The following is a 21299-nucleotide window of genomic DNA, read 5'->3' as shown; positions in this document are numbered from 1 at the left end:
AGCCTTTTTGGTTAAGAGTTTGAAGGTTTAAACGCTAACGGCCTTACGGGTACTCCCCGTCCAGATCCAGCGGAAACCTGCTTTGATATCCTGACCAACCAGATAGAGGGTTGGTGTCAGGATCAGGGTGATAAACGTCGCAAACAGAATGCCGAAGCCCAGAGAGACCGCCATTGGGATAACAAAGGCGGCCTGCAGGCTGGTTTCCATTGCAATGGGAACAACACCAAGGAAGGTGGTCAGGGAAGTCAGGATAATCGCGCGGAAACGTTCCTGACCGGCCAGTGCGCATGCCTCAATCGAGCTCATTCCCTGCTTGCGCCCTTGGTTGATAAAGTCCATCAGAATCAGACTGTCGTTCACCAGTACCCCGGCGAGGGCAATCAGTCCGAAGATCGACATCATATTCATCTGCAGACCCAGCAGCAGGTGACCAATCACCGCACCGACCAGTCCGAACGGGATAATGCCCATAATGACCAGTGGCTGCAGATAGGACTTCAGCGGAATCGCAATCAGGCCATAAATAAGCAGCAGAGCCAGCGCCGCCAATGACATCAGCTGACCGATTGAATCTTGTTCCGCTTTGCTGGCACCACCAATATCAAAACTGACTGCAGGGTAGCGGGCAGACAGTATCGGGCCAAACTCCTTACGCACATCCTTGATAACGGCAGAGGCTTCCATCGTCTTGGTGTCCATATCGGCACTGACCGACAGTGAACGTTTGCCATCCTTACGACGGATGTAGCTGGTTCCCAGTTTCTCTTCAACGGTCGCTACCTGACTGAATGGCACTTCGTGACCATCGGCGGTTCTGATGCGCACACGCTGGAGGTCGGTCAGGTCATCGCGTTCATCTTCCGGATAACGCAGCATAACCTTTACTTCTTCCTGCCCGCGCTGAATACGCTGAACTTCTTCACCATGCAGGCCCTGGCGAATCTGGCTGCCCAGTTGGGCAAGGTTCAGACCGAGCGCCTGTGCGGTTGGCAGAATATCAATCACCAGCTCTTCCGTTGGGTCGTCGGCAGAGCTTTCAATATCAAACAGACCACCATAGTTGTTCAGGTGCTTCTCAAGATCGGCCGCAGCCATCTGCAGCTGTTCCGAGTTATCACTGTAGAGACGGAAGAACACAGGCTTACTGCCACCGGTATTTTCTGCGGCGGAGAAAGAGATTTCTTTTACGCCGGGGATAATGCCGGTTTCGTCACGCCAGAGTTTGGTCAGCTCGACTGCGGTTGGAGCATCAATGGCATCCTTGCGAAGTTCAACCATCACAGCGCCTTCGGTATCTCCCCGGGACCAGAGCATGGTGCTTTCATAGACGCCGCCGTTGTCCGGACTTTCGGCACGGTGTCGTGCATCCACGCGCATCAGGCTTTGCTCAAGGCGGGTCAGGGCATCATCCCGGGCCTGGATAGAGCTTCCTGCTTCCATCACGATTTCCACTTCGGTGTAATCGCTGGGGACATCGGGAAAGAACGAGAAGTTAATGAGTGGGCTTTTCAATATGCCAAACAGCAAGACCATGATGCCGAGGAAGGCACTCAGGGTGATGTAGCGATTGCGCAGCCCGACATGAATCAGGGGCTTATAGACTTCCAGCACAAACCATTCGAGCCCGGCGGATACCTTATCCTGAATACGATGCAGCCAGTTCTTGGAAGCATCATCCTGAGGAAGGGTTTTCATATGGGCCAGGTGAGCTGGAAGGATCAGCTTGGATTCCACCAGTGAGAAGATCAGGCAGAAGATAACCACCAGAGATATTGCGTTAAAGAACGGCTCAACACGCCCATCGACTAATAGCAGCGGCATAAACGCGGCCATGGTCGTGAGTACTCCGAAGGTGGCAGGCACAACGACTCGCTTAACCCCGGCTACAACATTCTCGGTAGTATGGCCGTGGCGGGATATCTGGGTATAAACACTTTCGCCAATAATAATGGCATCATCCACCACGATCCCCAGCACCATAATAAAGGCGAACAGGCTGAGCATATTGATGGAGACCGGCATAAAGTCATTGGGCATAACTGCCAGCGCCCCAAGGAAGCACACCGGTATGCCGACCATAACCCACATAGCCACACGTATACGCAGGAACAGGGTAAGAAGAATAAATACCAGCAAGGCGCCGTAGAACATATTCTCCATCATCATATCGACCCGACCCTGCAGATAGTAGGAGACATCGGCCCAGGCTTTGGCCTCAACCCCTTGAGGCAGGGTGTCTTTATAAGTCTCCAGATATTTGCGAACGGCCGCTGATGTTTCCAGATCGTTGCCAGCGGTTTCGGAAACAATCTTCACTGCAACGGAAGGTTTGCCGTTAAAGCGGATCAGGTGGTTACTTTCCTCAAAGCCATCCTTGATGGTGGCGATATCGGAAAGCAAAAGACGACTGCCGTCGGCATGGGTACGGATCACAAAGTTGGCAAAGTCGATCCCGCTGTAGGCCTGACCTCGGGTGGTAACGGAGATATCACCATCACTGGTTTTGAGGGATCCGGCTGCAATATCGACGGAAGAGCGACGCAGGGCGGTCGCTACTTCATCAAAGGTAAGGCCGTATTCCCGCAGGGCGAACTCTGAAACAAGAATGGAGATTTCAAAATCGTTCTCGCCAATGAGCTCTGTTTTCAAAACCTCTGGCAGCGTCAACAGTTCCGTTTGTAACTGTTGTGCCTGACGTTGCAGGGAGAGATTGTCGATATCCCCGAACAGCGAGATAAACAACACCTGCTGATAGTTTTTGGGGCGGGAGATTTTGGGATCTTCGGCTTTGTCTGGAAGGTTGGTGATACCTTCAACATTGGTTTTGACATCGTCGTAGAGGGTGTCGATATCATTACCGGACTCCATCTCTACGGTCACCTGGCCATAGCCTTCCCAGGCACGGGATACGACCTGTTCAATACCGGTGATATCCCGAAGGGACTCTTCAATCTTGATCAGAACACTCTGTTCCACATCCCCCGGTGATGCGCCAGGGTAAGGGACGGATACCACCACCGAGTTTACTGCAAAATCTGGGAACATCCGCTTCTTAATGGTGAAGGCAGAAAAGATCCCTGCACACAGGATCAGGATCATCAGCAGGTTGGCTGCCACTGAGTTGTTGGCAAACCAGGCTATCATGCCTGTCTGTTTGGTTGGTGATGGGCTACTGCCGGATTCAGGTTGGGAGTGACTCACAGTACAGCCTCCGTCTCCTGTTGACCGGCTTCAGCGGTGTTAACCGTGACAGGCTCTCCGGCCACCTCTTCAGCGTTCTGTGATGGCAGGGCTTTGACTTCTGTTCCTTCAATAGGGTTGGAAAGCGGAGTCAGGGAAACCTTGGTGCCACCAGTATTGATATCTGCCGCTGGTGGGAAGCGGAAGTAAATATTATCGCCATTGGCATGCAGCGGCAGGATCTTCTGGAAGCGCAGCGTGTTGTTTTCATCAATCAGCAGTATCTTGCCATCGCCGTAAATTACGCCACGGGGCAGGCTAAACAGCTGATCCATAGGCGCGGCCTGCAGGCTGGCCTGCACAAAACTGCCCATCTTCAATGCGGGAAGATTCTGCTCGTCAGTTGCGGCGTTATCGGCCAGGCCATAAGGGTCGGCAACCGTTGCAATCACATAGTGCATACGACTTTGTTCGCTCACCACGCCTTCTACCCGGCTCAGAGAGGCAGACCAGGAGATGGTTTGGCCACCAATGCTCTGGCTGAGTTCGATGGTCAGGTCATTGTCGAAGGCTTCACCCGGGCGGGGGAATTTGAACAGGGCGAGGTCGGACGCTTTGAATGGCAAACGAATCTCGGCATTGGTCACCGAGAAGATGGAACCCACACCAGTACCACGGGACACAAACTGACCGGGGTTGATGGTGCGTTCACGAACCATGCCGGAATAAGGCGCTTTGATCTGGGTGCGTTCCAGATCACGACGGGCTTTGGCTAGCTGAGCCTCTGCCGCTTTAATACTGGCCTGCGCTTCCTTTATATAGGGCTTACGGAGAAGAAGGGCGGGGGCGTCTGCGAGTTTCTTGCCACTGCGTACCCAGATCTGCTCTTCTGCTTCCGAGCGAGCCCGCTCTTCTTGCAGTCGGGCCTGACTGGCAGCCAGTGACGCTTCAGCCTGGATCAGGGCAACTTTGTAATCGCTGTCATCAATTGTTGCGAGAATGTCGTTTTTATCAAAGAGACCGCCGCTGGCAAAGACCGGAGATATCCAGGTAACAACACCAGACACCTCGGCGACCATGGCTGTTTCAACCGCTGGTCGAACCGTGCCCTGGCTCTGGATGGAGAAGCTGACACTTTCCGGAGTGAGGAGTCCGGAGCGAACGGAGAGCGCGTTATCCGGCTCTTCCTCTTTTTCGGGGGGCTTGGACATTCCGGCCAGACCGATAGCAATACCCGCACAACTCCCCAGCAGCACCGTGGATACGATGACCTGACGCAATCCCTTTTTCATAGCCATTCTTATATTCGTTTTCTATTTGTTAATAGAGCTATTTAAGGTGGCAGGGGATCTCCCTTGACCTTAAAAGCCCCCAAGGCATTTTTGGCATTGTCAAGGATAGTATCTTGTTTTGGCAGCTGGGGTACAGGGGCAACCTGTATCAGGTTGTAGCTTTCTCTTTGAACAGGTTGACTACATGTTTAAATGTTCAGGAAAAGCCGATGCGGCGGTTGTTTGTGTAATGCGCGTAAGGAATAATACTTAGTCCTGCTTTGGTTGGTAAAAATAAAAAGCAGATACAAGAACAACACAGTCTTTCCTGTTTTGGTCACAAGCCAACAGGAAGCTGCCTCTCAGAATGATGTACCCATAGAGATATTCACCCTTATCTCTGTGAAGGATGAGTGAGCGATAATAATGAATACCACTCAACACGATGAAATCTCTGTGTGCACTGGGTTGTCCAGAAACACTATTACAATCCGGCATAGTGAACCCGGGGATGCTGCACACCTCCACAAACTCTTTTCCTGTAAAAACGTTTACAGCGGCACCATTGTTGTTCCGAAAATGTCGCTGGCCCAGTGGGAAGCCAAACTTTCCAGAACCTCGGATAACTTTATCGAGCTGGTCGCTGAAAACAGTGATGGTGTCGTCATCGGGCAAACGGCCCTGAATGTCCATGGCAGCCACCGCCGCAAGCACAGCGCTGATTTTATGATTGCGGTTCACGATGATTATCAGGGGCAGGGCATTGGCAAACAGCTGCTCGCAGAAATCGTTAATCTGGCGGATAACTGGCTGAACCTGAAACGTATTTCTCTCACGGTGTTTACCGACAATGAAGCCGGCATTCGCCTTTATCAGCGTTTTGGCTTTCAGATCGAGGGTGAGATTCCCTGCTTTGCCTATCGCGATGGCGAATATGCCAGTGTTTACCAGATGGGAAGGATAAAACCCTGATGAACAGCTTCACTGATAACAAAGCCTGTGTGAAGGGCACCCCACCATAGGTTGCTGTCACCGCTTTCAATAGAACTCTGAAAAAACCTTTATTCAATGTTTTTTCTGCCGGTCATTTTTCTTTCGCGGCAGAAATTGGGGGGAGTATGGATATCTTTTGGAACCTGGGATGGTTCTTTAAACGGCACTGGCTTCGTTATCTTGGCTGTGTCGTCTGTCTGGTGATGATCGCTCTGGTCGAGCTGTATCCGCCACGTCTGGTCGGTGAGCTGGTGGACGCTATCCAGTCCGGCTCATTTACCAGCGATATTCTGGCAGAAACTGTGGGTTTGATTGTGGCTGTTGGTGTCGCGGTCTTTATCCTTCGTAATGGCTGGCGTCTGCTGTTGTTTGGAGGTGCGCTAGAGCTGGGTCGGGTGATTCGCCTGCGTCTGTTCCACCACCTGACTCGTATGTCACCCGGGTTTTACCAGCGCCATAAAACCGGTGATCTGATGGCCCATGCCACCAATGATATTCGCTCAGTGGAAGCCAGTGCGGCGGAAGGCGTGTTGACGCTGGTGGACTCTGTGGTTGCCGGTACGGCTGTTGTGGGGGCAATGATCTGGGTGTGTGGTTGGGAGATGACGGTTGTCGCTCTGTTGCCGTTCCCGGTGATGGCCTTTCTGATTTCCCGTTACTCGGCGCAGTTGCACAAACGCTTTCGGGAATCCCAGGAAGCCTTTTCCAACCTGAACAACAGGGTGCAGGAATCGGTTTCGGGCATTCGTGCGGTAAGGGCTCACTATCTGGGTTCGGCACAGATGGACAGGTTTGCCAAACAGTCCAATGTGGTCACCGAAACCAATATGAAGGTGGCGCGGGTTGATGCTCTGTTTGATCCGACCATCTCCATGACCGTTGCCTTTTCCATGTTGGGCAGCCTTGGCTTTGGGGCCTGGCGTATTCAGCACGGTGCGATGAGTGTGGGTGAACTGACAACCTTTGTTGTTTATCTCAGTATGATGATCTGGCCGATGTTCGCCTTTGGCTGGCTGTTCAATATTGTCGAGCGTGGCAGTGCGTCTCTGAAGCGTATTAACAAACTGCTGGCTGAACAGCCGGATGTTAAAGACAACGCGGCTGATAATCAGGAGCGCCTCGATGGTGATATCCGTTTTGTCAGCCAGGGGTTTGAATATCCCGGCAGTGGCACGGCAGCACTTAAGGAGTTTGATCTCACTATTCGCAAGGGCAGCTTTGTCGGTATCAGTGGTCGTACCGGTGGCGGCAAAACCTCGCTACTGCGTCTGTTGTTGAGACAACACGATGCCAAAGGTGTGGAAGTGACGATTGGCGGTCAGCGGAATGACAGTGTCAGCCTGGATGCATTACATAGCCGCTTTGCTTTGGTGGCGCAGGAGCCGTTCCTGTTCTCGGCTTCAATTTCCGAGAATATTGCCTTCGGCAAGCCCGGTGCTACCCAGGAAGAGATCGAAGAGGTTGCAAGGCTGGCCTGTATTCATGACGATATTCTGAACTTCAAGGATGGTTATGAAACCCAGCTCGGTGAAAAAGGTGTGAACCTCTCTGGTGGCCAGAAACAACGGATCACCATTGCCCGGGCTTTGTTAATCGATGCCGATTATCTGCTGCTGGACGACGCGTTCTGTTCACTGGATATGAAAACCGAGGCGTTTATCCTCGACCAGCTATTGAACAGCAATCGCCCGCGTACGCTGATTCTGATTACCCAGCGTCTGACCAACTTACAACTGGCCGATCAGGTTGTGGTTATGGATAAAGGGGAGATTACCGAGCAGGGCAGCCATAAGGCACTGCTCGCCCAGCAGGGATGGTACGCCAATATCTTCAAACGGCAGGCCAATGCCATTGCCGCAGGGCTGGATCCGGAAGCGGCTGATTTGGAAGGCATGAAGCAGGTCGCTCACATTAATGGGGCGGCTTCCGATGCAAAATAATGATATGACCAATCAAGTGACTCAAAAGCAGCGCTTTATGCGTCTGCTCCGTTATGGGCTGCCGTACAAGGGGCTATTCATTATCAGTATGGTAATGATGCTTCTGGCGACAGGTGCCGGCCTTTATGCACCGGTGGTGATGAAAACCTTTATTGATGATCATGTGGTGCCCGGCAATTGGGACCATAAGGCCATGATGATTCTGGGCTGTATCTTTATCACGATGTATATCATCGATGCGGTGCTGTCCTGGTTCCAGACCATGACCTTCCAGAAGGTGGCACTGGCGGTTGTGCACGACATCCGCCGACAGGTGTTCAATCATCTGTTCCGCCTGCCTATGGCTTACTTTGACCGTGAGCCGGTCGGTCGGCTGGTATCGCGTGTGACCAATGATACCGAGACCATTCGTGATCTGTTCGTTCAGGCTTTACCGCAAACCCTGAGTAGTGTGGTGACATTGACCGGTGTTGTGATTGCGATGTTCCTGCTGGATCAGACGCTGGCGCTGTATTGTGTTGCGATCATGCCGCTGGTGTTCCTGAGCATCTATTTGTATCGCCGATTCAGTAAGCCGGTGTTCCATACCTCGCGGGCGGTGTTGAGTGATATCAATACCCGAATTAATGAATCTATTCAGGGGATGGCCGTTGTTCAGGCTCTGCGTCAGCAGAAACGGGTGAGCGAGCAGTTCGAGGATCTGAATCTGAAGTACAAGCGGGTACAGACCCGACTGGTGATGATCAACGCGCTGCTGCGCCCGACTGTGCATATGTCCTCCGCCTTCGCTCTGGCTTTCATGGTTCAAGGGTTTGCAGGGCCGGCACTGGTCGGACCGGTTGAAGTCGGCCTGCTCTATGCCTTTATCAACTATCTGGACCGGATGTTTGAGCCGCTGACGCAGGTCAGCATGCAGATGCAGGTTTGGCAGCAGGCGGTGGTGTCTTCCGAGCGAGTGTTTGAGCTTCTGGATGAAGAACCTGAACCGGCTTACGAACATCTGGAACACAAGCCATTTAAAGAAGGCAGTATTGAGTTCCGTGATGTTGAGCTGTCGTACGACGGTAAAAACAAGGCGCTGGATGGCATCAGCTTTAAAGCCGAACCCGGACAGTTTATTGCCCTGGTCGGACATACCGGCAGTGGCAAGAGCTCGGTGATGAATCTGCTGATGCGTTTTTATCAGCACCAGAAGGGCGAGATCCTGATTGATGGCCAGCCGCTGGCAAGCATCAGTGAAAGCCAGTTACGTCAGCAATTGGGGCTGGTCTTCCAGGAGCCGTTTATCTTCCATGGCTCGGTGGCAGAGAATATTCATCTCTACCAGAGCAGCCAGTGCAAGACCGATATTCAGCAGGCCGCAGAATGCGTGCAGGCGGATCGCTTTATCGAACAGCTGCCAGATACCTACGACGAGGTTCTGGGGGAGCGTGGTCAGTCTCTGTCAACCGGCGAGAAACAACTGCTCTCCTTTGCCCGGACCATGGCACAAGACCCACGTATCCTGCTGCTGGATGAAGCCACAGCCAATATCGACAGTGAAACCGAGCAGGCCATCAAGGAAGCTTTGTTCTCTCTTCGTCAGGGACGGACGACACTGGCTATTGCCCACCGTCTGACCACCATAGAAGACGCTGACCTGATTATGGTGATGGATAAAGGCAAGATTGTGCAGCGGGGTACCCATACCCAGCTGGTTAATCAGCCTGGTCTGTATCGGGATATGCACGAAGCCCAGCATAACCAGCTGGAAATACAGGAGCAGCTGGCTTCCTGACGACACAACTGGTTCCCACGCTGGAGCGTGGGAACCAGATAAGAACAAAGAATAATAAAGCCCCGTTCTGCGGGGCACTGGGAGTGATAACACCACTATGAATTTAACCCGCAGTGCTGTGAATCATCCGGCGTTGGTAGGTATTGGTCTGGCTCTGGTCTTTCTGCTGGGCCTGATCAGTATCCGCCTGCTGCCGGTACAGTTATTCCCTGATATTGATCGTCCGGGCCTGTCCGTTGAAGTGTTCTGGCGTGCCGCTGCGCCTGAAGAGATGGAGTCGGAGATTACCGAGCCGCTGGAAGATGTACTGAAGGGCCTGCCGGGCCTGAAACATATGAACAGCAGCTCCGGAAACGGGCGGACAGAAGTTGAGATGGAGTTTGCTCTCAATACCGATATGGAAAAGACCATGTTGGAGGTGATTAACCGGATGAATCAGGTGTCCGGTCTTCCCGATAATATTAATGGTCCGTTTATTGAGAGCGGTGGTTCCAATGACAGTCTGACCTTCCTCTTCCTGCAACAGTTACCTGGTAATGAACGACCGATCAAAAACTATCAGTCGCTGATTGATACCCGGGTCAAGCCGGTGCTGGAAAGTGTGAAGGGGGTGTCCGGTGTTGATGTTCGTGGTGAAGGTCAGCGACAGCTGGAAATTATCTTTGACCCGGCCCGTGCCGCCGAGCTTGAAATCACTATTCCGGAACTGGCCCGCAGAGTCAGCACCGGATTTGATATCTCCGGCGGCAGTATCAATATCGGGCGTAAAGAGTACAAGCTGCGTTTAGCTGGCAAGTACGAGATCAGTGAGCTGGGTGAGTTGGTGGTTGCCTGGCGGGATGGCAAGCCGGTTTATCTGAAGGATATTGCCTCCATTGAAATCACCCGGGGTAAGGAACGCACCCTGCGTATCCAGAATGGCAACCCGGCTATCGGTATGGAAGTGCGACGGGAGTCTGGAGCCAATGCTTTGGAAGCCCTGCTGAATGTGAAAGAGCAGGTCGCCATTCTTAACGACACGGTACTGGTTCCGGAAGGGGTGAAGCTGGTTCAGTCGTTCGATGCGTCCATCTTTATCAAGCGGGCGATCAATATGGTCAGCTCCAGCCTGATCTTTGGTATTTTGCTGGCGATTGGTGTGCTCTGGTTCTTCCTACGCCGCTGGCGGGCGACTCTGTTGATTGCCATGGCGATTCCAGTCTGTCTGATGCTGACTATCTGTATGGTCAAGCTGACCGGACGTACACTGAATCTGGTTTCTCTGGCCGGTCTGGCCTTCTCGGTGGGGATGGTGCTGGATGCGGCCATTGTTGTGCTGGAAAGTATGGTGCGGCAGCGGGAAAGGGATGTCAGCAAAACCAAAGCCGAGAGCGCGGTTATCGCCTCCAATAAAGTCTGGAGCGCATTGCTGGCATCGACGTTAACGACGGTCGCCATCTTCCTGCCGATCATGCTGCTGAATGATATCGAAGGGCAGCTGTTCTCCGATCTGGCTTTGACTATTGCCGCCTCGGTAGCGATGTCGCTGATGGTCGCCATGACGGTGTTGCCAACTGCAGCTGCCAAGTGGCTGCCGGATCAGCAGTTTGTGGATCATTACCAGAATACCTGGAACAAGCTGACCAATCTGATTATGGGCGTCACCAGAACCACCCGCCGCCGCTGGTTGGTGATTCTGCTGTTTATGGGGATTCCCATTATCCTGACCCGGTCGGCTATTCCTCAGATGGATTACCTTCCGCAGGTGAAGCGTGATGCTGTGGATGTGTGGGTACGGTTTACGCCGGGAACCAGTGTTGAGTCTGTGAAAACAGAAATCATGCCGGTACTGGTGGATCGTCTGGCGCCGTATATGAGTGGTGAGCAGGAACCGGCGCTGAGAAATTATTATTTTATTCTCTGGCCGGGCGGTGCCTCGATGGGGATTCGTGCCGCTGACCAAAGTCGTATAAAAGAGCTGGAATCCCTGGTGATGGATGAGATTGTCCAGGGTATTCCGGATATGCAGGCCTTCGGCGGGCAGGGCAACCTGTTCGGTGGCTTTGGCAATGACAATGGTGTTGATCTGGATCTGCAGGCCGGCGACCTGCGTGAACTCTATGCCGCTGCCGGTCAGGCCATGGCCTATATCCAGGAACAGATTCCGGGGGCAAGGGTGCGTCCTCGTCCCGGGCTCGACTTTACCGCACCAGAGTTGCAGCTGATTCCTAACGATACCCGTCTGGCAGAAGCTGGCTGGTATCGGACCGATCTGCCACAGGTGGTTCGGGTTTTGGGGGAAGGCACTCAGCTGGGTGAGTACTTTGATGGTGATGAGCGGATGCGCATTATCCTCAAGGGCGAAGAGCTGGGCTCACCGGAGCAGCTGGAAGCTACTCCTTTGATGACACCAGCCGGTGGCGTGATTCCACTGGGTGAACTGGTGTCGGTTGAGCCAAAGCTGGGGCCAGGCAGTATTCGTCGTGTAGACCAGCGTCGTACGCTGACTCTGAGTATCAGCCTGCCGGATGATATGACTCTGCAGTCAGCTTTGGAGAAAGTAGAGCAGGATATTATTCCGGGTGTGCGTGGTTTCTTGCCGGATGATGGTCAGATTCGTGTATCCGGTAATGCGGACAGTCTGAAGCAGGCGATCACCAATCTGGTGAGTATCTTTGCCTTTGCGCTGTTTATCCTGCTGATTCTGCTTTGGGGACTGTTTAAGTCCTTCAAGGATGCAGCGCTGGTTATTCTGACTCTGCCACTTGCGACTGTTGGCGGTTTGATGGCTATCCATCTGCTTAATATGGTCAGCGAACAATCGGTCGATCTGTTGACCATGATCGGCTTTGTGATTTTGCTGGGTCTGGTGGTTAACAACGCCATTCTGTTGGTGCATCAGGCCCGGGTCGGTGAGCGTGAAGGTTTGCAGCGCAGTGCGGCTGTGCGGGAGGCTTTGCTGACCCGGATGCGCCCTATTTTTATGACCACGCTGACCAGTATTTTCGGCATGCTGCCTTTGTTGCTCAGCCCGACCACCGGTAGTGAAATCTACCGAGGACTGGCGGCTGTGATTGTCGGCGGCATGACGGTAAGCAGTCTGTTTACTCTGGTACTGCTACCTGCGTTGCTGCAGCTAGGTAAAGCAAAGAGTGTTGAAGCGCGGGTCTATGAACACTATGCCGTCGCTGCTGAGAATGCCTCAGAGGCATCGTCTATGAAAGCAGCAGTGAAGGAATAAAGGGAAGAGAATAATAATGAGAGCATCTTTCAAACTATTGGCCGGCACGCTTCTGGCTCTTTCCGGTTTTAGTCTGTCAGCCAGTGCGGCCTCTGTGACCACAACGGAAGTCTCAGCGGTCAGTGAGCATCCGGTCAGCTGGATTAATGGCTCGGTGTCCAGCAGCGAGACTGTGGATATCAGCGCGGAGGCCAGTGGTCGTATTGTCTCGCTGGCAGCTTTTGGCGAGCAGGTTCAGGCTGGCGATGGGATTCTTCGTCAGGATGATAAGCAATTGCAGCTGGAGCTGAAGGTTAGCCGGCTGGAATTGAAAAAGGCGGAACAGAGCCAGCGTTACTTGGCTGCGGAATATAAACGTCTTTCCTCACTGGCTAAAAAGTCCAGCGTCTCCCGGGTTGATCTGGATCGGGCTGCCCATGATCTGGCAATGGCTGAAATTGATGTGGACTTCTCCCGTACCCAGATTGAACGACTGGAAGACCGTATTCAGCGTACACGGCTAACGGCACCTTTTGATGGTCGGGTAAACACTCGCTATCAGCAGCCGGGGCAGTATGTGTCCACCGGTGATCGATTGCTGCAGCTGGTGAATACCACCGAGCTGGAAGTCAGGATGCAGGTACCACTGGATGTTGCCGACCGCTTGAAAGCCGAACAGTCCCTGACCATTAAGAAGGATGATAACGAGCAGGCTGTTGCCAGCATCAGCCAGATGGCCGCAGGCGCGGACAAGCAATCACGGCTGGTGGAGGTTCGCCTTGATCTGGAATCCGACAGCTGGCTGCCGGGAACACCGGTTCAGGTCGCGATTCCTGTTCCTCTGCCCAATGATGTAAAAGTTCTGCCCCGTGATGCGCTGGTCTTGCGGGAAACCGGCCATGTGGTGTTCCGGGTTGTTGATGGCGATGAAGGCAAGCTTTCCGTGCTGAAGACTCCGGTCAATGTAGTTTATGGCGATAAAAATACTGCCATTGTTACCGGTGAACTGGCGATTGGTGATGATGTTGTTGTGCGTGGCAGTAACCGTCTGCGGGATAAGCAGGATATAACGCTTCAGAAATAAAAGGATGTACCGTGGATGTTGTAGATGATGAGTTGGATTACCGCTCCGTAAATCTGGAGACCGATCTACAGACCTGTCTGGCTTTTCGGCGTGATGCCTGGAAGGCCAGTTATGGTTCCGATGAAACTTTCTCAGCGGCGGCCACTATTAAATGGTTTCAACGGATCGCCAAGCACAACCCGGAGAGTTTTCTTTTGGTCTGGCATGGCGATAGATGTATTGGGCAGTTGGAATTTATGCCGGATTTAAAAACAGCAGAAGGAGAGTCTTTTGCCCATATCAATTTGTTCTATCTGATTCCGGAATACCGTGGCAATGGTTTTGGGCAATTGCTGCATGACTATGTGATTGAGGCCTTGAAACGTTGGGGATGCCGTGATGCCTCTCTGCGCTATATACCTGGTAATGATCGTGCGGAACGCTTTTATCTGAAAAATGGCTGGTACAAGGAAGGTGAGCCGACAGAAGAACGTGGTCAATTGATGAAGAAGAACCTGAGTAAAGAATAATTATGATCGATCATTTTGAAATCAAGGTTACCAACCTCGAAGCCTGTCAGCAGTTCTATTCCAGGGTTTTGCTTCCATTGAATATTGAGCTGAAGTGGTCGGATGATTTTGCTGCCGGCTTTGGGGTTATTAATGATTCCAAGGTGCGTTTCCTGATTGAGAAACAACCAGATAGTCAGGCCTCACTTCCAAGCCCTGCTCATATTGCCTTCTCGGCTGAGAATCCTGCAGCGGTTGATGCTTTTCATCAGCAAGGCATAGCCGGACAGTATACCTGCAATGGTAAACCCGGGTTCCGCAAAGACTATGCCCCAAACTACTATGCGGCTTTCCTGTTGGATCCGGACGGTAATAATATCGAAGCCGTTGTTTATACCGACGTTAAGGACTGACACGCGTTATGACTCAGCTGTTTCTGCGCCCGGCCATCAAAGAAGATAATTTTGTTATCTCTGAAATCTCGGTTGCTGGCTGGCGCTTTGCCTATCGCGGCATTATGGCGGATGAGGTTCTGGATAATCTCGATGTTGAGAAGCGTGCAGCCGGGCGAACCGCTTTTCTGAAAACCGCTCACCTTGAGGCTTATGTCTGTGAACAGGGTGAGCAGGTTGTTGGTTTTGTTGATTTCGCCAAAAGCCGAGATGACGATGTTGAGGATACGGTCGGTGAAGTCTGGGCGATTTACGTTTTGCCCGAAGCCATAGGGCGAGGTGTTGGACAAAGGCTTATGGCACTGGCTGAACAGAAGCTGGCCACGCAGGGTTTTACCGAACTGACGCTCTGGGTTCTGGCAGATAATCATCAGGCTCGCAGGTTTTATGAGCGAGCCGGGTTTGCCTGTGATGGTGGTGAGAAAACCTATCGAGACTCCGGCCTGACCGAGCTGCGTTACCGAAAGAGTCTCTGTTAAGCACTGCGCTCTTTTTTCGGGGCATACTTGCGAATCAGGCTGCGAATCTGGTCGTAGCTAAGCCCCAGCATATCCGCTGTCCGCTTCTGATTGTACTGGCTGGCCTGCAGTGCGCTTTTGAGCAGGTCTTCTTCCACCTGCTTTAGAATCTTTTTCATACTGACCGCTTTCTGTCGCTGCAGTTGGCTTATGGCCTGTTCAAAGATACCTTTCTGAACGGTCTCAATGCGTATCTCTTCCGCAGTGCTCTGTGTGGGCTCCTGAGGCTGCTCTGTTGCTGCAGGTGTTGGAGATTGATCCAAAGCTTCCAGCCATGGTGAATGGAAAGGATCGAGAACCAGAGTGTCCACAGGTACGCCCGGTGCCGAGCGACAAACACTCCGTTCCACCGCGTTTTTCAGCTCACGGATATTACCCGGCCAGCGATAGCTGTAGAGGGTTTCAATCACCTCATCGGTAAAGCCTTCAAAATCTTCCAGCCCATAACCATCGGTCAGCTCATGGATCATGCCCATGGCAAAGTGGTGGGCCAGAGGAAGGATATCGTCACGGCGCGCCCTGAGAGGCGGTACAGCGATCACATCAAAGGCCAGCCGGTCCAGAAGATCATGGCGAAACTTGCCCTGAGCGGCGAGGGTAGGCAGATGTTCGTTGGTCGCGGCGACTACCCGCACATCGACATTGATCGGCTTGGAACTGCCGACCCGGTAGAACTCACCGTATTCAATCACCCGCAGCAGTTTCTCCTGCAGCCGTGCGCCCATAGTTGCCAGCTCATCCAGAAACAGGGTGCCGCCATCGGCTTCTTCAAACAGGCCTGTGCGCGTCTGTCTCGCGCCGGTAAAGGCACCGGATTCATGGCCGAATAATTCCGAATCAAGTAACTCATCATTAAAGGCTGCGCAATTGAGCTTAATCAGATTCTGTTGCCAGCGTGGGGAGAGAAAATGCAGACGGTTGGCGATTTCTTCCTTACCGGTACCTCGTTCACCAATAATCAAAACCGGCCGCTGGTGCCTGGCATACTGGGAAACCGCTTCCTGCATCTCCAGAAAAGCGGGGGAAGAACCAATGAGGTTTTTTTTACCGGTAGGCATTGTGGTTGGTTTTCTTGTGTTTTGGTTAATAAAACCACTAATTGGTTTCTTTTACCAGTCGCGTGCAGTCATCAATTATTCAGTAATTCAAAATAAATCTTTAATAAACATAAAGTTAGCTATATTCAGAAATGTTGGCACGAATGCTGATATGTATTAATCAACAACAAAAATTATTTACCAACTTTAAATTCAACGGTTAGTGAAACAAGGAAGGTTATGAAAATGGGTATTTCTCTGAAGGTAGTTGCAGCAGTTCTAGGTTTCGGCATTATGAGCGCGTCTGCATCTCCTTGTGATGAGGATCTGACCGCCATGGAAATTGAGGCAATGGCCGCCATTGAGCAAGAGGTGCGTGATCAGCTGCCAGCTGAAATGGCGAAGCAGTTCCGCATGATTATCGACGCGCTGCCCCAGAAGGAGGAAGGGGAGTATGTCGAGCAATCAGGTGATAATAACGAAGAAGACAAACTGATTTAAGCGCTGTTAATAAAAAGCTGGGAGATGTGTTATGGGAATCTTTTCTCGTCTGAGTGATATTTTGAATGCCAACATTACCTCGATTCTGGATAAGGCAGAGGATCCGGAAAAGATGGCGAGGCTGATGCTGCAGGAAATGGAAGAAACGCTGGTAGAGGTTCGTTCCGACGCAGCCCGGCTGATTGCAGACAAGAAAGAGTCCGAGCGCCGGATTGAGAATCTGGAAGACCAGATCAAGGACTGGACCAACAAAGCCACTCTGGCGCTCAAGCATAACCGTGAAGATCTGGCCCGTCAGGCTCTGGCCGAGAAGCAAAAGCTGCTGACCCACCTTGAAGAAAAGCAGGCGTTCCAGGAAGAGATGGAAGCGCAGCTGGGCAAGTATGATGAAGACATCGCCCGCCTGCAGAGCACCATGAAGGAAGCCCGCAAGCGTCTGGATTCCATCCGGTTGCGCAAGCAGGTGAGCCAGAACCGCCTCAAGGTTCATGAGCAGACCCGTGAAGACAAGCGGATTCGTCACGAAGCCCGGTTTGAGCAGATGGAACGGGATCTGGATGCTCTCGACAGCAAGCTGGAAGCGGATGGTCTGGGTCTGGCTTCATTAAATGATGAACTGGCCGCTCTGGAAATTACCGCCTCTGTTGATGCTGAACTGGAAGCATTAAAAGCGGGTATTGCTCAGGAACAGTCTGAGAAGGAAAAAGCCTGAAACTGGATTTAGACTGAGCTGGATAAAAAAAGCTGTGCAGTTTAGGATTCTGAATTGAATAATAATTATGAAAGCTGTTGTTCTGTTTGTAGCTAGAGAGTAGAAAGGCAACAGCTTCTGTTTCGGGGGGAATAAATGGAATCGGTACTGCATGACATAGTTCCATTGAGCACGATTCTTACACTGTTTCTTTTTCTGCCCTGGTTGATTTTTCATTACGTAATGAAAGTAAGAGATTCACGCCGTCTTGATGAAGAATCCAGGGTTCTGTTTGAAGAAACCGTTCATCGGGTTGAGCATGTTCAGGAACGTGTTCATACACTGGAACGTATTCTGGATGCTGAAGTTCCAGGTTGGAGGGAGCGGGTTTAATGGGCGCATTAAAGGAAGCGTTACGTCCGGATGAAAAGGAGCGTCCAAAATCGGCCATCATGGGCGTGTGCAGTTATATCGCCTGGAAGTTGAATGTTGATGTTCTGCTGGTGAGGATTTTTACCGCAGCCGGCGCTTATATGTTCTCCATGTCTCGGTTTATTGTGGTTTATATTGCCGTTGGCGTGATTCTCAGCATGACGGAAGGCTCTTCTAAAAAGAAAAAAAAGAAGAAGCTGAAAAAGGTAAAGGTTACGGTTGAAACCGATGCTGATACCAATGTCTCCAAAAAGGTTGAAGAATCAACGGTGACTGAGATTGAAGAACCGGAAGTGAAAGAGGTTTCCCGTCACACGGTCAAACAGTTAAGCCGAAGCATGGACCGGCTGGAAGGCCGGGTCGGTAAACTGGAAGGTTGTATTGCCTCCGGGCACTTGAAAACCGCACGGGACTTTAGCGAACTGTCGAAGATGACCTGAGCCAGAATCGCCAGATAAAAATGCCCCAGGCTGTTGATACTGTTATCAACAGCCTGGGGCATTTTCGTTTCAGACTCTTTCTGCCAGCGCGAGTTGCTGGTGAAGATAAGCCGCAGAACCGGTCAGGCCCGGGTTAGCTGCCACAACAAGTGATACCGGAATGCTTTCCATATAGCCAGGAATCTTCTCGCGTTGCTCAAAGATGCTGCGGAACGCATCTCTGTCCAGCAGAGTAATAACCCGCGGAACGATACCGCCAGCAATATAAACCCCGCCTTTGGCACCAGTGATGGCCGCCAGATTGCTGGAAAAGCGTGCTAGCTGTCTCAGGAAGTATTGAACAACGGTAAAGGCCAGAGAGTCCTGGTCTGCCAAAGCCTTAGCCGTCACTTCACTGGCTGCCAGTTTTTCATGTGTGCCGGCTTCTGCCGCATGGGCTGCATAGAGGCTTTCCAGACCATAGCCGGAGAGAACATCTTCCCAGCATGGCAGGCGACCATGTTCCTGTTTAATATATTTCCAGACCATCAAATCCGTTTCAGAAACCGGGCCAAAGTCCATATGGCCACCTTCCCCAGGGCAAGGCTGCCAGCCAACCGGGGTTTTCACCAGCAGGCCTGCACCCAGACCGGTACCTGGGCCGAGGACAAGAAGCGGGGCATTGTCGTCTTTCTTACGATCATCCAGGGCAATGATTTCCTGCTCTTCCAGGCAAGGCACTGCCATGGACTGGGCAACAAAATCATTGATCAGCCAGAAATGCTCACAGTTGAAGTGCTCACAGAAGGTGGAAGCTTTGATATGCCAGCTGCTGTTGGTCATCTTGACTTCGTTGTTTGCCACTGGTCCGGCAACCGCCAGACAGGCACCGGCAATACTGGAGATAGCGTGATCCTGAAGATAGGCATCCACCGCGTCTTCAAAGATCGGATAGTTTTTCACGCTGTAGGTAGCGATGTGGTGCAGGGTGTTACTCTCGGCATCAACAAGCCCGAAGCGGGCATTGGTGCCGCCGATATCGCTGACCAGAAACAGCTTCTGCTGATTGCCTGAATCGTTAGGAATGGTCTTGTTCATCTCTTGCTCAAAATCCCTTTTCATATCAATCAACTTCCCGGATCAGGGTCAGGCTGTTGGCCGGAACCTCGTACCAGCCATTCAGCAGAAGCGGTTCATTCACAAAGGATGGCTCCTTGTCTGTTCGCATCATGACAAACCAGCGCCGGTGCGGCTTTGAGTGCCTGGGAAGTTGCACTTTAATCGGTTGAGAGCTGCGGTTCATTAAAACATATAGCTCTTCACTGTCGTCCCCCTCATCACTGTGGATGCGTACCAGCAGGCCGGGGTATCCGTAATGGGAGAGCTCATCCGGACGCAGCCAATGCCCTTCCGGTGAGAAAAATTCATAGCAGGCCTGATGGTTGTGGTCAGTCAGCAGCGGTCGGCTTCGACGCAAGGCAATCATATCCCGGGTAAAGGCCTGCATACGGGCACCGTCACTGGCTGCATCGGTCTGCCAGTGCCAGTCCTGCCAGGTAATGCAGGAAGAGTCCTGGCAGTAGGCATTGTTATTGCCATGCTGAGTGTTGCTGAACTCGTCACCGGCCATCAGCATTGGTGTGCCCTTGGCCAGCATCAGTGTCGCGAGCAGGTTTTTACGGGAACGCAGTCGTGCATCCCGAACCTTGCGATTGCTGGTCTCTCCCTCAACGCCATGGTTCCAAGAGTTGTTATGGGAATCCCCATCCCGGTTGTGCTCGCGGTTATCCAGATTGTGGCGTTCGTTATAAGACACCAGATCCATCAGGGTAAAGCCATCATGGCTGCAGATATAGTTGACCGTGGCCAGATAAGTCTGCTCATGGAACAGGTCTTCAGAGCCGCAGAAGCGGGCAGCCATTTCTGATTCCTGATAAGGGGAGCCATTCCAGAACTTGCGGCAGCCATCCCGGTAACGGTCATTCCAGGACTGCCAGTCTCCCGGGAAGCCAGTAAGCTGGTAGCCGTCAGGGCCGATATCCCAGGGCTCGGCAATCATCTTCAATTGGCTAAGTACTGGGTCCTGGGTGATAGCAAAGAAGAAGGGGCTGTGACGATTAAACATCCGATGTTGGCGGGCCATAATCGGTGCCAGATCAAAGCGGAAACCATCCACCTGATACTCATCCGCCCAGCTGCGCAAGGCATCCATGGTCAGTTTCAAGGTTTGCGGGCTGTCGAAGTTCATGGTGTTGCCGCAGCCGCTGTAATTCAGTGCATAGGTCTGACCATCGTGAATATCGATATGGTAGTACTCGTTTTCTGCCAGCCCGCGCATGCTGAGAATAGGACCACCATGGCCGGCTTCACAGCTGTGGTTAAAGACAACATCAAGAATCACTTCAATACCGGCCCGGTGCAGTTCTCTAACCAGTGTCTTCAGTTCGGTGACGGGATCGGAAACCGCCAGACTGGGTTCCGGTGCCATCAGGCAGAGCGGGTTGTAACCCCAGTAATTGCTCAGCCCCAGATCGGCCAGACGCTGTTCACTGACCTTAGAGGTCACCGGCATCAGCTCAACTGCGGTAATACCCAACTCTTTCAGATAAGCAATGGCCACCGGATGACACATGCCAAGGTAGGTACCGCGTAGCTGTTCAGGAATATCTGGATGATTGCGAGTAAAACCTTTCAGATGAGTTTCATAGATAACACTGTTCTGATCAGAGATGGCCGGCTTCTCTGTTCCCTGCCAGTCAAACTCGGAGGCCCGCACCACACTGCGGGGCATAAACGGGGCACTGTCGCTGGTGTTCTGAACCCAGTAGGTCTGGTTTTCCTCGGCTTCAGCAACGGTGTAGTCAAACAGCTGATCACACCATTGCACTTCACCCTGAATCTCTCGGGCGTAGGGATCCATCAACAGCTTGTGAACATTAAAGCGAGGTGTCGTATGTGCCTTCCAGCGCCCGTCGGCCCGGAAGCCATAAAGCTGTCCGGCAGTCAGGCCTGACACGTAGATGTGCCAGATGCCCTGTGGCGACTTGAACATATTGAGTTGGGTTTCATCCCCGGAGCGGTCAAACAGCGCCAGAATAAGCTGCTTGGCCTTGGGGGCATAGACGGCGAAGTTCACGCCGGTGGCCTCTGCAATGGAGCAGGGGCGCAGCTGGTCGTTTACGAGAGTGGCACCCTGGGGGCTGATGCTCCCCCGGGCACGAGTATAACCAGCGGCTGAAGAGGATTGCTTTTCCATAAACTCATTATCACCGGGATCAGGAGCACTTCACCGGTCAAAGTCCTGATGCACAAAC

General features: G+C 52.3%; 17 protein-coding genes. 12 read left to right on the top strand and 5 right to left on the bottom strand.

Going from position 1 to position 21299, the window contains the following annotated elements; all coding sequences use genetic code 11:
* Positions 1-27 precede the first annotated feature (27 nt).
* Both EHSB41UT_RS08860 and EHSB41UT_RS08855 read right to left on the bottom strand, forming a co-directional pair.
* The gene (locus EHSB41UT_RS08860; RefSeq protein ID WP_087108856.1) at positions 28-3204 is read right to left on the bottom strand and encodes an efflux RND transporter permease subunit; all 3177 of its coding nucleotides are present in this window, start codon (positions 3202-3204) and stop codon (positions 28-30) included.
* Positions 3201-4475 (bottom strand): efflux RND transporter periplasmic adaptor subunit, encoded by a 1275-nt coding sequence (locus EHSB41UT_RS08855; RefSeq protein WP_165767190.1) that lies wholly within the window; start codon positions 4473-4475, stop codon positions 3201-3203. Before EHSB41UT_RS08855 ends, EHSB41UT_RS08860 begins: the two co-directional genes overlap by 4 nt.
* A gap of 405 nt (positions 4476-4880) precedes the next feature.
* Between EHSB41UT_RS08855 and EHSB41UT_RS08850 the strand changes: the two genes are divergently transcribed.
* The 8 genes from EHSB41UT_RS08850 to EHSB41UT_RS08815 all read left to right on the top strand — a co-directional run bounded on the left by EHSB41UT_RS08850 (position 4881) and on the right by EHSB41UT_RS08815 (position 14866).
* Positions 4881-5426, top strand: coding sequence for a GNAT family N-acetyltransferase (locus EHSB41UT_RS08850; protein ID WP_087108852.1), 546 nt, complete (start codon positions 4881-4883; stop codon positions 5424-5426).
* Between the two features lie 146 nt (positions 5427-5572).
* Positions 5573-7387, top strand: coding sequence for an ABC transporter transmembrane domain-containing protein (locus EHSB41UT_RS08845; RefSeq protein ID WP_087108850.1), 1815 nt, complete (start codon positions 5573-5575; stop codon positions 7385-7387).
* On the top strand, positions 7377-9164 hold the full coding sequence (locus EHSB41UT_RS08840) for an ABC transporter ATP-binding protein (protein WP_242667267.1): 1788 nt from the start codon (positions 7377-7379) through the stop codon (positions 9162-9164). Before EHSB41UT_RS08845 ends, EHSB41UT_RS08840 begins: the two co-directional genes overlap by 11 nt.
* A gap of 97 nt (positions 9165-9261) precedes the next feature.
* Positions 9262-12384: an efflux RND transporter permease subunit gene (locus EHSB41UT_RS08835; protein ID WP_087108848.1), complete on the top strand. Its 3123-nt coding sequence runs from the start codon at positions 9262-9264 to the stop codon at positions 12382-12384.
* 16 nt (positions 12385-12400) lie between these two features.
* Positions 12401-13447, top strand: coding sequence for an efflux RND transporter periplasmic adaptor subunit (locus tag EHSB41UT_RS08830; RefSeq protein ID WP_087108846.1), 1047 nt, complete (start codon positions 12401-12403; stop codon positions 13445-13447).
* 11 nt (positions 13448-13458) lie between these two features.
* Positions 13459-13956, top strand: coding sequence for a GNAT family N-acetyltransferase (locus tag EHSB41UT_RS08825; RefSeq protein WP_207626597.1), 498 nt, complete (start codon positions 13459-13461; stop codon positions 13954-13956).
* 2 nt (positions 13957-13958) lie between these two features.
* Positions 13959-14348, top strand: coding sequence for a VOC family protein (locus EHSB41UT_RS08820; protein ID WP_087108844.1), 390 nt, complete (start codon positions 13959-13961; stop codon positions 14346-14348).
* An 8-nt stretch (positions 14349-14356) separates the two neighbouring features.
* Complete coding sequence (locus tag EHSB41UT_RS08815; protein WP_087108842.1) at positions 14357-14866, top strand: GNAT family N-acetyltransferase; 510 nt, start codon at positions 14357-14359, stop codon at positions 14864-14866.
* Here the strand turns inward: EHSB41UT_RS08815 and pspF are convergent.
* Entirely contained in the window at positions 14863-15963 is a 1101-nt protein-coding gene (gene pspF / locus EHSB41UT_RS08810) for a phage shock protein operon transcriptional activator (protein ID WP_087108840.1), read from the bottom strand. The two genes, EHSB41UT_RS08815 and pspF, sit on opposite strands and share 4 nt — an antisense overlap.
* 219 nt (positions 15964-16182) lie before the next feature.
* Between pspF and EHSB41UT_RS08805 the strand changes: the two genes are divergently transcribed.
* The 4 genes from EHSB41UT_RS08805 (at position 16183) to EHSB41UT_RS08790 (ending at position 18006) form a co-directional block, all read left to right on the top strand.
* The gene (locus EHSB41UT_RS08805) at positions 16183-16443 is read left to right on the top strand and encodes a hypothetical protein (protein ID WP_087108838.1); all 261 of its coding nucleotides are present in this window, start codon (positions 16183-16185) and stop codon (positions 16441-16443) included.
* Positions 16444-16474: 31 nt separating this feature from the next.
* A complete protein-coding gene (locus EHSB41UT_RS08800) occupies positions 16475-17155 on the top strand; it encodes a PspA/IM30 family protein (RefSeq protein WP_087108836.1) in 681 nt (226 codons plus the stop codon).
* A 135-nt stretch (positions 17156-17290) separates the two neighbouring features.
* Positions 17291-17527 carry an envelope stress response membrane protein PspB gene (gene pspB / locus EHSB41UT_RS08795; RefSeq protein ID WP_087108834.1) on the top strand — a complete coding sequence of 79 codons (237 nt, stop codon included), beginning with the start codon at positions 17291-17293 and terminating at the stop codon, positions 17525-17527.
* Positions 17527-18006 (top strand): PspC domain-containing protein, encoded by a 480-nt coding sequence (locus tag EHSB41UT_RS08790; RefSeq protein WP_087108832.1) that lies wholly within the window; start codon positions 17527-17529, stop codon positions 18004-18006. The genes pspB and EHSB41UT_RS08790 overlap by 1 nt, the downstream gene beginning before the upstream one ends.
* A gap of 69 nt (positions 18007-18075) precedes the next feature.
* On the opposite strand, the gene glk is transcribed toward EHSB41UT_RS08790, so the two are convergent.
* Both glk and glgX read right to left on the bottom strand, forming a co-directional pair.
* Positions 18076-19107 (bottom strand): glucokinase, encoded by a 1032-nt coding sequence (gene glk, locus EHSB41UT_RS08785; RefSeq protein ID WP_087108830.1) that lies wholly within the window; start codon positions 19105-19107, stop codon positions 18076-18078.
* A 1-nt stretch (position 19108) separates the two neighbouring features.
* On the bottom strand, positions 19109-21241 hold the full coding sequence (gene glgX, locus EHSB41UT_RS08780) for a glycogen debranching protein GlgX (RefSeq protein ID WP_087108828.1): 2133 nt from the start codon (positions 21239-21241) through the stop codon (positions 19109-19111).
* Between the last annotated feature and the right edge of the window lie 58 nt (positions 21242-21299).

It is taken from the genome of Parendozoicomonas haliclonae (assembly GCF_900174585.1).
In the GTDB taxonomy this organism is placed as follows: domain Bacteria; phylum Pseudomonadota; class Gammaproteobacteria; order Pseudomonadales; family Endozoicomonadaceae; genus Sansalvadorimonas; species Sansalvadorimonas haliclonae.
Note: the sequence above shows the minus strand (reverse complement) of the source record. Positions and strands in the feature narration are given on the sequence as shown.